General features: G+C 39.6%; 14 protein-coding genes and 1 pseudogene. 4 read left to right on the top strand and 11 right to left on the bottom strand.

The window, feature by feature from the left end:
• Window positions 1-69 precede the first annotated feature (69 nt).
• From NSTC745_RS16655 to NSTC745_RS16645, 3 genes are all read left to right on the top strand, one after another.
• Entirely contained in the window at window positions 70-1,329 is a 1,260-nt protein-coding gene (locus NSTC745_RS16655; RefSeq protein WP_445638129.1) for an MFS transporter, read from the top strand.
• 156 nt (window positions 1,330-1,485) lie between these two features.
• On the top strand, window positions 1,486-2,301 hold the full coding sequence (locus NSTC745_RS16650) for a class I SAM-dependent methyltransferase (RefSeq protein ID WP_445638128.1): 816 nt from the start codon (window positions 1,486-1,488) through the stop codon (window positions 2,299-2,301).
• Between the two features lie 31 nt (window positions 2,302-2,332).
• Window positions 2,333-2,500: a hypothetical protein gene (locus NSTC745_RS16645; protein WP_445638127.1), complete on the top strand. Its 168-nt coding sequence runs from the start codon at window positions 2,333-2,335 to the stop codon at window positions 2,498-2,500.
• A 181-nt stretch (window positions 2,501-2,681) separates the two neighbouring features.
• Here NSTC745_RS16645 and NSTC745_RS16640 read toward each other — a convergent pair whose 3' ends face one another.
• On the bottom strand, window positions 2,682-2,882 hold the full coding sequence (locus NSTC745_RS16640; RefSeq protein ID WP_445638126.1) for a hypothetical protein: 201 nt from the start codon (window positions 2,880-2,882) through the stop codon (window positions 2,682-2,684).
• Window positions 2,883-3,342: 460 nt separating this feature from the next.
• Here NSTC745_RS16640 and NSTC745_RS16635 point away from each other — a divergent pair.
• A pseudogene (locus NSTC745_RS16635) lies at window positions 3,343-3,876 on the top strand (IS5 family transposase); the annotation flags it as partial.
• Between the two features lie 337 nt (window positions 3,877-4,213).
• Here the strand turns inward: NSTC745_RS16635 and NSTC745_RS16630 are convergent.
• The 10 genes from NSTC745_RS16630 to NSTC745_RS16585 all read right to left on the bottom strand — a co-directional run bounded on the left by NSTC745_RS16630 (window position 4,214) and on the right by NSTC745_RS16585 (window position 13,740).
• Window positions 4,214-5,551 carry an FAD-dependent oxidoreductase gene (locus NSTC745_RS16630; protein WP_445638125.1) on the bottom strand — a complete coding sequence of 446 codons (1,338 nt, stop codon included), beginning with the start codon at window positions 5,549-5,551 and terminating at the stop codon, window positions 4,214-4,216.
• Window positions 5,552-5,643: 92 nt separating this feature from the next.
• Window positions 5,644-5,937: a DUF1330 domain-containing protein gene (locus tag NSTC745_RS16625; RefSeq protein WP_445638124.1), complete on the bottom strand. Its 294-nt coding sequence runs from the start codon at window positions 5,935-5,937 to the stop codon at window positions 5,644-5,646.
• Between the two features lie 70 nt (window positions 5,938-6,007).
• The gene (gene fabD / locus NSTC745_RS16620) at window positions 6,008-6,973 is read right to left on the bottom strand and encodes an ACP S-malonyltransferase (RefSeq protein ID WP_445638123.1); all 966 of its coding nucleotides are present in this window, start codon (window positions 6,971-6,973) and stop codon (window positions 6,008-6,010) included.
• A 353-nt stretch (window positions 6,974-7,326) separates the two neighbouring features.
• Complete coding sequence (locus NSTC745_RS16615) at window positions 7,327-7,602, bottom strand: phosphopantetheine-binding protein (RefSeq protein ID WP_445638122.1); 276 nt, start codon at window positions 7,600-7,602, stop codon at window positions 7,327-7,329.
• Window positions 7,603-7,728: 126 nt separating this feature from the next.
• A complete protein-coding gene (locus tag NSTC745_RS16610) occupies window positions 7,729-8,502 on the bottom strand; it encodes an alpha/beta hydrolase (RefSeq protein WP_445638121.1) in 774 nt (257 codons plus the stop codon).
• Between the two features lie 39 nt (window positions 8,503-8,541).
• Window positions 8,542-8,943 (bottom strand): holo-ACP synthase, encoded by a 402-nt coding sequence (locus tag NSTC745_RS16605; RefSeq protein WP_445638120.1) that lies wholly within the window; start codon window positions 8,941-8,943, stop codon window positions 8,542-8,544.
• Window positions 8,944-8,995: 52 nt separating this feature from the next.
• On the bottom strand, window positions 8,996-9,991 hold the full coding sequence (locus NSTC745_RS16600) for a beta-ketoacyl-ACP synthase III (protein WP_445638119.1): 996 nt from the start codon (window positions 9,989-9,991) through the stop codon (window positions 8,996-8,998).
• A complete protein-coding gene (locus NSTC745_RS16595) occupies window positions 9,988-10,353 on the bottom strand; it encodes a hypothetical protein (RefSeq protein ID WP_445638118.1) in 366 nt (121 codons plus the stop codon). Before NSTC745_RS16595 ends, NSTC745_RS16600 begins: the two co-directional genes overlap by 4 nt.
• Window positions 10,354-10,597: 244 nt before the next feature.
• On the bottom strand, window positions 10,598-11,644 hold the full coding sequence (locus tag NSTC745_RS16590) for a calcium-binding protein (RefSeq protein ID WP_445638117.1): 1,047 nt from the start codon (window positions 11,642-11,644) through the stop codon (window positions 10,598-10,600).
• Window positions 11,645-11,991: 347 nt separating this feature from the next.
• A complete protein-coding gene (locus tag NSTC745_RS16585; protein ID WP_445638116.1) occupies window positions 11,992-13,740 on the bottom strand; it encodes a calcium-binding protein in 1,749 nt (582 codons plus the stop codon).
• Window positions 13,741-14,464 lie beyond the last annotated feature (724 nt).

The raw sequence follows: 14,464 nt of genomic DNA, 5'->3' as shown, positions 1-14,464 counted from the left end.
TAATGGTCATAAAATTTATACAGATTAATTTAGCTTATTGGCTCTAGTGAAAGTTGCGTAATCCTATATATGAAATTATTATCTCAATTTAGATTGAATCTCGATTTGCCTGCGTTGCGATCGCGTAATTATCGCCTCTATTTTGCAGGACAAGCCTTGTCGATGACAGGCAATTTCATGACACAGGTAGCGGTTCTTTGGTTGATTTATCAATTAACCGATTCGGCTTTAGTATTGGGAATAGCAGGATTTTTTGGACAGTTACCAGTATTTGCCTTAGCTCCAATTTCAGGAATTTTAGCCGATCGCTACAACCGCCATCATTTATTATTGTTACTTCAAATTGCCGGGATTTCTTTATCTGTAATTTTGACAGTCATCACATTTTTGGGTTGGGCTAATTTTTGGACATTGCTGATCCTGAGTACATTGTTAGGGTTGCTCAAAGGGTTAGATGTTCCTGTACGTCACGCATTTGTCAGTGATATGGTTAGTCGCGAACTGATGGCAAATGCGATCGCGCTTAATGCAGCTTTTCTCAATGGAGCGCGTCTGATTGGCCCTGCTCTTGGTGGGATTTTTATTGCTAAGTTTGGCGCAGGCTATTGCTTTCTCTACGATAGTCTCAGCTATCTTGTGGCTATTTGGGCGATCGCTGCAATGCATATTACGCTTCATACAGTAAAAATACAGACAAGTAATCCTTGGCGAAAGTTGCAAGAAGGGTTTCAATATGCTTACCATTTCCTACCTGTGCGTTCTATCTTGCTGTTACTAGCAACAGCTAGTCTAGTTGGTATGTCATATACAACACTTCTACCCATCTTTGCAGTTGAAATTCTACACGGAGGCTCAGAAACATTAGGGTTTCTCACCGCAGCAGCTGCTATGGGTTCGGTTTTTGCCTGTGTTTATCTGAGTTTTCGGCAAAATGTAGCAGGTTTAGAGCGTCTAATTGCCTTCTGCCCTGGGATGATGGGGATTGGATTTATCTTTTTCTCTATCTCTCAAGTCTTTTGGATTTCTCAGTTAGCTTTGGTTTTAGTTGGTTGGAGTTCTACACTTCAGGTGGCTGCAAGCAACACATTGCTGCAATTTATTGTGGAAGATAGCAAGCGGGGCAGGGTGATGAGTTTTTATGCTATGTGCTTTATGGGTATGGCTCCATTCGGGAATCTCCTAGCAGGAACTCTCGCAAATTACTTTCAAGCTACCAATACATTGATTTTAGGTGGTATAGTCTGCATTTTGGGTTCACTGTTATTTATACAACAATTGCCCCAAATGGTGAAATTAATGCAATTAAGAACAAATCCAGTTGCAAATTAATTGATTTAATGTGGAATTAAAATCAAAAATCTATAGAAGTTATTGTTAATTATTCTTCCAATAAATTCCGCTACAAGATTTAAAATTTATTCCGAAGTACGATATTAACTGCATTTTTAACTTATTTCTAACCAAGCTGTATCAAGGATATATATTATGATCGCTACTGTTTCTTTTGACAGAGTTTCTGATATTTACGATGCTACCAGAGGCTTGCCACCAGGGGTTTCTGAACAGGTGACTGACTTTATTTTGAACTTAGTTTCGCCAACACCAGAAACTAAATTCTATGAAACTGGTATTGGTACAGGTAGAATTGCCGTTCCCATTGCTAAGAGGGGTTATTCATATACAGGTATAGATGTCTCAGGAAAAATGTTAGCAGAACTGCACCAAAAATTAGATGGTGTTTCCCACAAACTAATAACTGTTCAAGGAGATGCTACTGCTTTACCGTTTGAAGATAATTCTTTTGATGTCGCATTGACGGTTCATGTATTTCATCTAATTTCAGCTTGGAAACAAGCACTAGCAGAAATCCGGCGCGTCTTAAAACCTGGTGGAATTTACCTCTATAGTCATGGTCAGGCTAATGCTACCCAACCTCCTGAAGGTACTCATCCTGATAGGTGGGAATTTTTTCAGCGTTGGCGGGCTATATTAGATGGCTATGGTCATCCTTTACCTCGTTATGGTGCGACACAAGAGGAAGTATTAGCAAAATTGGAAGCACAAGGCGCAACTTTAGAAACAGTAATTGCAGCTAAATGGCCGTTTAAACAGACTCTTGGCAAACTGCTAGAAAATTATGAAAATAAAACCCAAAGTGCATCTTGGGCTATTCCTGATGATATCTTTGCCCCTGCTGTGCAAGATTTACGTGAGTGGGCTTTAGAGCGTTTTGGTTCTCTAGATTACGATTTTTCTGAGGAACGCAGTTTCAAAATTGTTGTAGTACGTAACTGGGCTTAATCAAACGGATTAGTTTCTGACTTTTCACGGGATGTGGAAAAGGAGGGGATGGTTCGCGGAAAATATTCGCGAACCAAGTTTTATTGTTGACGATATTTGGCAGTTTCTGGGAGCAACGCGATTTTCTGAAGTCGGGCAAAAACGAGTGACGATGCTCCACTCCAAAGTTAGGCGATCGCTAAAACATAGCTTTCAGTAAAATGTATAAAATGTTTAAGCACTGCTGGGATTAAGAAAAGAATTAAAAATCTAGTGTGGTAAAACTCACTAGAGAAGACGACTCTCTAGATTAGCTAAGTAAGCCTTGGGGTCTGTGCGAAATCGATACTGTTCAATTCTGGCAATGCGTGGTGTTTTTGCAATTGAGAGCGTAATTCGAGCTAAGTATGAATATCAACCTGTGCTAAATCAGATGTGGTAAAAGAATGAAGTTTAGTAGCGATGCCTTCTCCTGTAGGAGACGCTGCGCGAACGGTAACGGCAAAGCCGAACGCACAAGCAAGTTTGACAGAGCCACGAATAACGAGAGATGAGGGAGGAACCTTACGACCTGTACAACGACGTTGATGATGACGTAGCATACCAAAGCATGTTCTAAGTCATTATTAGTCCTGGGAAACCCTTCAATTTCGTAACAATGAAAAAGTCCAGACCAGTAGTTATGGGTGGTTTTTATAAAGTTATCGATTGCGGTATTAAGTGTATTAGCTTTCTGCTTTTGTTGGGACATTTCTGTTACTAATAGGTACAAGAGCAAAGGAAAAATGATTTTCTTCTCTTACAGAACCTTGGCAAGTAAATCGCTATCAAAACAGCCAGCACAAACAAGCGCAATCAAAAGTAGGCTTTTGCAACCATCCCTGTTTGCCTTGGTCATGCTCAAATCGCACTAGCTTTGAGATTCAATTTACGGCTACGCCAAAAATCTGTGAATGCGTTGTGACTTCCCCACAACGTTGTCCATAAAAACAAAGGCAATCGCCCGTCCTGAGAAAACTAGCGATCGCCTTTTATCCAAATTGATTGGAGATTTTCATTGTTCGCACACATGGGGTTGGTAAAAGGCGGACATGGCGCAAGTTGCATTTAGGCTCTGATGAGGAAAGTGGTGAAATTCTGGGTGCGCTAGTAACTACTAATGATGTAGCTGATTGTGAGGTGCTACCAGACATATTGGAGCAGATTGAACAGCCGATAGAGCAAGTTTCTGGTGATGGTGGCTATGACACTTTTGGCTGTTATGACACTATTACCGAACGAGGAGCCAAAGCGACAATTCCACCTCGCAGCAATGCCAAAATTCAACAAAACTCACACGAGATAGCACACCCGCATCCTAGAGATGAAAACCTGCGCTACTGTAACCAAGTGGGACGCAAGCAATGGAAACAAGAGTCTGGTTATCATCGCCGTTCTTTGTCCGAAACTGCTATCTTTCGCCTCAAAACCATCTTTGGCGGTAAGTTGAGAAGACGCTTTTTTGACAATCAGGCTGTTGAGTTGTTCCTACAATGTGCCGCGCTTAATCGCACGATCCACTTGGGCAAGCCAGACAGTTACAAAGTAGAAAACTAACTTCTGTTCTAATAGCAAATTGGTGTGTCTTTTTTTTCTTTCATGCAACAAAGCCGTTTAAATGAACTTTAATTATACTTATATATATAATACGTATCTTCCGAATAAAGAAAACAGAGCAAGTTTATACTTGAAAAGTCTAGCAATCAAGTTGCAATGTAATCTAACGTGAGTCTCCAACGAAGGCGAAGTTGGAGACTCATGTTCTATTCTCTTATTACCCCCATCGCTACCAACCGTTTTATTTTCAAAGCAGTCCCAATGAAAAGAGAGGGCTGTTGTTGCTAAAACACTGCCCTCTCAAATTGCGATCCTCTACATCTTGAATTACTATTTGCTAAATTGCAGCCAATTCCGATTTTTGTGAAACTTGGAATTCTTGAGATTGAACTACTTGAGCCGCACAAACTTTACCAGCTTCAAAGCAGGCTTCTAAAGATGCTCCTTTCATGTAATCACCTGTGAGGAAAAGCCCTGGTAGTTGGGAAAGCTGAGTTTGGAGATTATTAGCAAATTGATTGTAATTGCTAGTATATGCACACAACCCAACTGGATGATATTTCGCAACATATTTGATCCGATCCGAACCACTAATAGGAATGTATTGATTTAGAGCTTCTTCTGCTAAACGAATCAATTCTTCAGGAGTAGCACCATCCTTCATATAGCGGCGACCAGTACGACCACTAAAGGTGTATCGAATGACGTTGCGCTCATTAATACCATAAGCTCCCGCATTGCTAATAGGATATGTGTCATTAAAGACTAAAGCGCGTACTTTTTTGGAGAAAACATCGCGGGCGTATTCTGCTACAACCACAGTTACAGGATAGTAGTTAACAGTGTCTAAAATTTTAGCTAGCTGTGAGTTTTGGGATGCAACTATTTTAGAAGAAATTGTTGCTGGAGTTGCTAATATCACACCTGCATACTCTCTTTCTTGTACGCCAGAAGAATCGCGTAAACGCAGACCCGCAACACGTCCATTGCGTACAATTAAAGACTCTACACGGCTGTTTAATCTCACAGGCCCAGTTTTAGCAAATTGCTCCAATACAGGTTGCATTCCATGAATCAGCTGGTCGTAAGTATCAAGAACCATGCGGAGATTACTACCCAAATTACCAACATAAGCTTCTTCTGGTTCTGCTCCATTCATCCGAACAGTCATAGGTCGCATCACAACCTGACAGAATTTAGAACTGAAGTATTCACTCAGAGGTTGGTCTCCAAAACGTCTACAAAGGTCATTGAAGTAAGGGCCGCCCAAAAGACCATTTTGCATATTCCGCATCACGGCTCCACAAACATTCCAAAACCGCCAAATATCTCTAGGAGTACCTTGGCTCATAAATTCCAAGGTAGCTTTAATCCGGCGACTATTATCTAAAGTCAATAGTTTATTGTTCTGAACTTGAGAAGAATTCAGCCCGAAAAATTCATAGGGATTGTTACCCATTGCTGCTGTAAACTCTCTAAAAAGACGGTAGGTTCTACCAATATTTTTTCCTCCCAATTGTACTGGTCTATCTCCTAAGAGGAATGGGCGAATACGTCCACCAATGGCATCATCTTGTTCAATTAATTCAACATTAAAACCACGTTGACGTAGATAGTAAGTTACAGCAATACCAGTAGCGCCACTACCAACAACTGCATATGTATTCAAATTCACGATCCACCTCTGATTGTGTTTATGAGATATAAAAGTTCTAAACGATGTGCGAAAGAAATATTTTTCTTTTGGTTATCAAAAGTTCTTCGCAATCACAAATCTTCCAAAACAGTAATAGTTACTTTGTGATAAGCTTGGTCTCGATATGGCAAAACTTCTAAGTAACGTGGATCTGTTAGCCATCCTCGTACATGGTCAACAGAAGGAAATTTTAAAACCCGGATAGATTCTTCTTCAAAAGAACCCAGTAATCGTTCTTTGGCTTGCATACGTAAAACTACTTCTGCTCCATATTCATCACGAATTTCTACAGCCCGTTTTTTATAATTCTCAGCAGCTTCCGATGCTTGAGGATTAGGTATTAATGTGACTAATACATGAACCATTAATTTTCCTCTACTATTTATTTGAGTAAAATGTATTTGCAATTATTAGATTTATTGCAAAATCTCTAGATTAGACAAGTTGTAGGTCGGAAACTTGTTGTAGTTGGAGCAATGTCTCCTGCAAAGATTTCACATTCTCTACATTCAAAGTTACAGCAGACGGAACAATTTTTTTGATTAACTTTGATAAAACTTTTTTTGGCCCGACTTCAACAAAAACTTCAATTCCCCTTTCGTAGATATAACGTATTGAAGCCTCCCAACGAACGGCAGAAGTTATTTGTTGCTCTAATAACTGGCTCCATTCATAACCGTTGATGACTGGCTTGGTCGTAACATTTGAAATTACAGGTATACCAGCATCATTGAATTGAAAATTACCAATTATATTAGCAAAATCTTGTGCAGCCTCTTGCATTAAAGGAGAATGAAAAGCCCCAGAAACAGGTAAAGGAATTGCTTTGAGATTATTGTCAAAGGCAAAAATAAGAGCTTCTTCTATAGAATCTATATCACCAGATATCACAATTTGTTCTGGCGAGTTCAAATTAGCAGGAACTAACACGCCACCTGGCTGGACATTCTGTCTGCATAGTTTTTCTGCTTGCTCGAATGTAACTCCTTTGAGGGCTAGCATACCACCCCCCTGAGTTCTCGACATCAAAGCTCCTCTAACCTGGAGCAAATTCATAGCATCTGCAAAAGATAATACTCCAGCAGCCACCAATGCAGAATATTCTCCAGCACTATGCCCGCAGACAAATTTTGGTTTTCTCGCAAAATGCTCTTGAAAAACAGTGTATAGTGCTATATTTGTCGCTAATAAACAAGGTTGTGTGATGGAAGTTTCCATTAAGTTTTCTTCATCACCAAAAAAACAGAGATTGCGAATATCTAACTTGCTAACTTGTTCGGCAGATTCAAAAATTTTTTCTGCTGATATGAACTCCTTAAAAATCTCTAGACCCATTCCCACATATTGAGAACCTTGTCCTGGAAACACTAAGGCATAATCAGCCGTTCTTAATGTTTTCATGGTTGAAATAAAACCTCAATTTGCAAATTTTAGACTTGAAATTTTGCATACTCCTAGGTCGAAGCAAGCTACGCGTAGCGTGTCGGAGACAAAAGTTAGATTGGAGGAAACCTCCGCTCTAACTTTTCAAGACGGATTTTAGATTAAAGATTTAAAGTTTATAAGTATCCATTGGTGTAGGATATCGAACCTAATGATTGTATACTCACTCTTTGAGAACCAAGCTATTTGAGAAAAGAATAATTTGAAATTCTTAATTCGAGCCACTACTTAAAGAGTGATAACGCACAACAGACAACTATGGTGTAAATCTAAAATCCAAAATTGTTTGATTGTCAGTAATTAAATTTATCCTACTTATTATTTAATGCTGATTCGAGTAATTGATAAGCATTTTCTACAGTTTTTATTTTTCCCGCTTGAGTTGTGGATATCTTCACATGAAATTTTTGACGTATTAGCATCACAATTTTGACAATATCTACAGAAGATATGCCTACGTCATCTACCCAATAAGCATCAGGACGAAGTTTACTTGGATCTATGTTTAATCTTTGGGCAACAGCATTACAAAAATCTTCAAAAGAAACTGCTTGTATTTGAGTGACTTTTTCATTGATAGTAACCATATTCTTCTCCTTTAATGTTTAGAGGTTGTAATTGAGATGTTATGCAAATTAATTTGCATAATTATTGGTGATATTTGTCTGTTGTCGGTTATTTATTGTAAATAACTGATAACAAAAAGAGCTAGTTTATTTATTAAACCAATCAATTGTTAGCTCAAACAATTCTTGCTGATGGAATGGAAAAGAATGATGCGCTCCCTCTATTATCTGTAATTTTGGTGGATTTTTAGAAGTTATTTGCACTTGCTCTACTAATTGCCTAACTTCTTGTAAGGGAACTGTTGCATCTTCAGTTCCATGAATAATTAATAAAGGCTGATTAACTTGTTCAATCTCTTTGAACATATCAAGCTCAGGAGATTGGGTGAGAATTGCCGGCCCGCATTTCATTAGTTCTCCGTGGTAGATAAATTCCGCTTCATCGCCATCTTCTAAAACAGAAAATGAATCTTCACCTATCAACCGCATAACAGTACCCGCTAAATCGGTAAACGGTGCCCAGGCGACAGTTTTATATATCCTTGAATTTCTCGCACTTTCTCGGATAACGGTGACTGCACCTAAGCAATGTCCAACTAATCCAATGGCGTTTGGGTCAACACCGTCTATAGTGGCAATTAAATCAATTGCGGCTTCTAAATCTTCTAATTCTCTATCTAGAGTCAGGTCTACTAGATCGCCATCACTATCACCTGAACCTGCAAAATCAAAGCGAAATATTGAGAAATTATGTTGGATTGCATAGCGAGCAAATTCTATAAATCGGCGACTTCCGCCAATTTTTGTACCTGCAAAACCGTGACAAACAATTAAACAAGGTCTAGGCTCATTTCCTTGTCCGTGATGTAAAACACCTACAAGGTTTTCTCCCCGCTTATTTTGGAAAACAAATGCTTCCATTCTTGACATATTTTAACACCTTTTTAAGTATTTAAAACTTTAATTTTTTAAACAGATTGCAATGGCGATCGCCATCGCGAAATCTTTGTCATGGCTAATGCTGACATCCAAATGACTAGCTGAAATTTGTTGCCAAAATTGGAGAGCAGTATCATGTAAAATCACAATTGGTTTTCCAGAAACATCGTGCAAAATTTCTATATCAACCAGTTCAATTTGACTAATACCCGCTTCCAAAACCTTAAGAATTGCTTCTTTACAAGCGAATTTTCCTGCTAATCTTTGAAGCCGATGATTTGCATTGCCAAGAGCTAAAGCATCTTTCCACTCTCGCTCTGTCAGCCAGACTCCTATCGGTGCATCCACTAAATCTTTGATATCTTTGACCGAAATAATATCTATTCCGGTCTTGACTTGAATTGCTGACTGAACAGAAGACACACAAATTTTGTCTTCTATAAACATTTGATTTTTGTAATATCTAAACGATTCTCTAGCAAACAAAGGATTTATCCCAGCGAATTAAACTGGCTCCACAAGTTAGTCCTGCTCCAAACCCAACCGTCATTACATAATCGCCTGGGACAATTTTTCCATCTCGAACAGCATCATATAAAGCAATTGGAATTGAAGCCGCAGAGGTATTCCCATATTTGTGAAGATTGCACATAAAACGCTCAATTGGAATTCCCAAATACACGGCTACTTCTTCAATAATGTGAATGTTAGCCTGGTGGGGAATAATCAATTCAACATCTTCAATGGAAATCTCAGCTTTATTGCAAGTATCGGTGATGGCTTCACAGACGATAGGTACTACCGCTTGAAATAGTTCCGGGCCATTCATTTTTAGAAAATGTTGTCTGTTTTCCACAGTTTGAACTGAAGCCGGCTGTTTAGTCCCGCCGCCAGGCATATACAACAGATCCCCACCCGAACCATCAGTACGCAGTACAGAACCAAGAAAACAATTTTCTTCCCCTGACTCTAGTAAAACTGCTCCAGCACCATCTCCAAACAACACGCATGTAGAACGATCTTGCCAATCTATACATCTAGAAAGAACTTCTGCACCGATAACCAAGGCATTACGAACCGCACCAGCTTTGATAAAAGAAGCTGCTGTTTCCAGTCCATAGACGAATCCCGAACAGGCCGCAGATATATCGAAAGCAAAGGCATTAAAGGCTCCTATATTATCTTGTACTTTACAAGCGACTGATGGAAATGGCATATCAGGCATCATAGTCGCCACTAGAATCATTTCTATTTCTAGTAATTCGATACCGCGCTTATCCAAGACTTGTTTTGCAGCGGCTGTTGCTAAAGTAGAGGTGCTTTCTTCACTAGAAGCGATTCGCCGCTCAACTATCCCAGTTCTTGTACGAATCCATTCATCAGACGTATCGACAATTTTAGCTAGATCGTGGTTTGTCATGACCTGAGTCGGTAAATAAATCCCCAAGGCAGATAATTTTACAGGTATCAATTTGACCTCCCCCTTGACAATCGGATATTAGGTTGACCATCTATTAGAGTTAGTAAGAGGCAGCACTTACCGCTAGATTCAGAATCCCAGCAATAAATTGGAATTCCAGAGTGCTGTGAAAAGTCTTCTGTTACCTTTTGTAAATCATCAAAGGTGACATTTTTAACTTTGACTATTTTGGTTCTTAAAATAGCGTCTGCAAGGATGAATACTGAGCCAATTTCACTTAAATCTCTGTTTTTCAGTGAAATATTATTGCCAGATTTGAGTTCATCCAATTCTAGGTCAGAGATTTCTAAACCAAGAATTTTAACTGCTTTTTGAATATCGCAAGTTTCTAAATTCAGCTTTGTTTCCAGCATAGAGCTATTCATAACTTTTGTAAAGTGGTGTAACAATTTTTATTAAAGCTATCATTTGGTAGTCGCTAACATGGGACGCAACCATGATAGTTACGTTCTCAATCTAGTCTAAATTGACTTGAAATTTATTCAAATTTTGTGAATAGTTGTGGTACCAAATACCACAACTATTATCATCACAAATACAGATTGCCTACATTCTGGAAAAGCTTAGATTTTTAGCTTTTCAAAGCGTTTAACTGGGTTAAACAAAAGAAAATTGGCTGCTATTGGTGAGGCTTAAAGTTGTAGCTACTTGTCCTTCAATTACGCCGATTAGTTCGGGAAGAATGTTGGAACCGCCAGTAAATAATATAGATGTGCCGCTGGGAACGTTACCAGAAGATTGGATCAATAAATAATTTGATGCTGGGCCTTTGAGTTCGATGCGATCGCTACCTAATTGGAAGTCTTTGATGAGAGCGTAATCTTGATTTCCAACAGATGATTTATTGCCATCATTGTAGTAAACAGCGTTGCGATCGCCCAAAACGAAAGTATCTGCTCCTTTACCACCTGTGAGAACGTCAATCTCACCTTTGCCAAAGCCAGAAGTAGTATTGACACCAATTAGTCTGTCTGCTCCTGCACCAGCATCTAAGATGTCGTTTCCAGCACCACCATTTAATAAGTCTGTGCCATCATTTCCAAAGAGTATATCGTTACCTACATCGCCAAACAGCCTGTCGTCTCCTCTACCGCCAACTACGGTATCGTTACCGAGTTCGCCATTGAGTATATCGTTACCACCTTCGCCGGTAAAAAAGTCATCTCCAGCACCAGCAAAAACACTATCATTACCGTCACCTGCATCAACCAAGTCAACGCCATCACCACCATAGATGATGTCATTCTCACCCTCGGCAAAGACTACGTTCACTTCACCTGCTTGACCTGCAAGATAGATAATATCGCTACCAGCACCACCAATGATACTATCGTTGCCACTACCAGCAATTATCGTATCGTTACCAGGCCCGCCTCCAAGAAAGTCGTCACCGGCACCACCATCTATAAAATCATTACCTTCTTGCCCAGGAACCAAATCGTTGCCATCACCTGCATAAATAGTATCGTCGCCTTCTCTGGTGGGAATAATGTCGTCCCCAGCACCTGCATAAATCAAGTCGTTGCCGCTTCCAGTAGAGATAATGTCATTACCTCCAAGGGCATTAACGGTGATATCGTCTTCTGAGGAAATCTGAATGATAAAGTCATTTCCTTCGGTTCCGGTAATAAATAAGCTTGCCATTTTTGCTTTTTCCTTTTGTAGATTGTTGTTGCAAAGAAGTCGGATTCAAGCATTCACACTAGGATGAATGCATACATACGAGAAAAATGTGTAATATCAAGTCCGGTTGGATACTTATATCAAGTTCGGATGATTAGTTATGATTGCAGTCCTGGCGTTACCCCTCCCCAACCCTCCCCTTGCTAAGGGGAGGGTGCCGTAAGGCGGGTGGGGTGTTTCAGAATTTATAAGTAATTAAGCGAACTTGATATTATCATTAGGACTGACGTTGGAACGCCTAGAGATTTTAATCACAAGTGGCTACCCGAACTTGATATCAGTCTTGGGACAGACAGACGATGATTAACCTAGCTATTTGACGCAGATATCTCTGGTAGGGTTTGCGCGGTTAAGCGAACGTCGTCAAAATTAACTACCAACCCAGGCCCATCTATGAGATTGATCAATCGGATACCTAAATTCTGACCTAAATAGGGGTTTGATTCGGTAGTAGTGAATTTGACTGTGGAGGTTTCAAAGGTTTTATCTTCAATGAATACGCTATTATTGTCAGATGCGATAACTGTATCGCCTGCTAGCAATTCCACACGATATCCAGGGAAGCCACTCAAGTCAATTCCGATATAGATACCTCCGATATTACCTACTTCTACCTGTAGGGTATATTCGGTATTGGCTGTTAAAACAGTATCGAGTTGTTGGAATAGACCTAAAACACCACCACTTCCAGGGGGTTGAACTACATAAAGATCGGCAACGTTTTCACCTTCTGGTGCTTCATTAATGAAGTATTCGGTGTTGGGATCTAATACATCATAATTGGAAGTCTCAATTCCGTTGGGATTTTCGGGTATGTAGCCATTGGGGTCGTAAACTACCCAACCAGGTACGTTTGCAATATTAAAGCTTCCATCTTCCAATTCTGGCTCTTCAAAGCCAGCATTTTCAATGAATATGCTTGTGGACGAGTCATTTACAAAAGAGAACTGACTGGTATTATTCAGATTGAAATTAGCTAGTGGTTGTCCTTCAATCACACCAACCAGTTCGCTAAGAATGTTTGAACTGTCAAAATAGTATATAGCTGTTCCACTTGGAAGATCCCCAGAAGATGCTATCAATGAGTAATTTGATGCTGAACCTTTAAGCTGGATAGTATCAACTCCAGATTCAAAATCTTTGATAACGGCGTAATCTTCAAATCCAAAAGATCCTGGCTTACCATCGCTGTAGTAAACAGTATTTTTGTCACCCAGAACAAAAGTATCTGCACTCAGACCGCCTGTGAGAACGTCAATATCCCCGTGTCCAAAGCTAGAATTAGCATCGTTATTGACGCCAATTAGTGTATCGCTACCACTACCGCCTTGCAGTTCATCGTTGCCATTACCGCCAATCAGAGTGTCGTTATCAGTACCACCCGTCAGCACGTCATTTCCTTGACCGCCATTGACGACATCGTTACCGGCATCACCATTCAAGGAATCTGTGCCATCATTGCCAAATATTACGTCGTTACCTACATCTCCAGAAAGTTCGTCGTCTCCACTTCCACCTTCTATTAAGTCGTTACCAAGTCCACCATTAAGGCGATCGCTACCACCTTGACCTGTTAAAAAGTCATCTCCACCACCACCAAAAGCAATGTCGTCACCATCGCCTGCATCAACCACATCTACACTATCACCACCAAAGATCTTGTCATCGCCAGCTTCAGCAAAAACTGTGTTTGATTCACCTGCAAGATAAATAATGTCGTCGCCAGAACCACCATTGATATTGTTGTTGCCAGTTCCAGATCTGATGATATCGTTGCCAAGGCCACCATCAATCAGGTCATTTCCAGCACCAGCATTTATAAAATCATTACCTTCTTGTCCGTCAATTACGTCATCACCCTCGCCTGCGTCGATAACGTCGTTCCCATCTCCAGAACTAACAACATCATTGCCAGTACCTGCATTAATAAAGTCATTCCCTAATCCAGTAGAGATTATGTCATCGCCTGCCAGGGCAATAACAGTATTATTATCTTGTGACGCTATCAGCAGGATAGAATCATTTTCTTGAGTTCCGACATTGAATTTTCTTGCCATTTTTGCCTTTCTAGCTCTTTTGAGTTGTGGTTGCAAATTATGAGAATCGACACATTATTGAAGCTACCAAAATAGGAAGCTTTTAATGCGTAAGCTTTGATAGAAACAGACAAGAATTACACTACTCAATTTCCACTTAACGCAGATAAATTCAGTAGCCTTAGACCAATACCTATAGGTATTGTTTTACAAGAGCTAATAATTGAACATTACTAACCCTATAGCACTACACAATTCAGAACTGCTGCCGTGGAACTGAGCTATTTTGCTGAAAAAAACTTAAATCAGGAAGAGTAGTAGCCAATGCTAAACATGTAATTTTGGCTTAACTGTTGTTTAGCATTGTTTACTGTTGCGAAATTAATCTTTACGAAATTACAATAACATAACTGAAATGACTGTTCAAGTAAGATTTGACCATTAGCGATCGCGCAAAAATAAGTTACTTATTTTGGAAACTCATTAGCTTTTGCAAAAGATGTCATACTCAGGATTTATAGGGATATCAGTAGATTATAATTAGGTTGCGATTGTCAAAAATGGTATTGGCTGTTAAAGTAAAACCTATGCAAACTTACATTAGATAAAATTCCCATCCAACTTCACAAAGAGTATTGGTGAATAATGGAATGATTAAGGCTGATGTTAAGACACACCAGACATACCAAGCACTAGAGATTTTTGGAGATGTAAATTCCAAAATTATCCCGCAATTACAGCAGAT

This window comes from Nostoc sp. DSM 114161, assembly GCF_052692665.1.
This window is presented reverse-complemented; position numbering and strand designations above follow the sequence as displayed.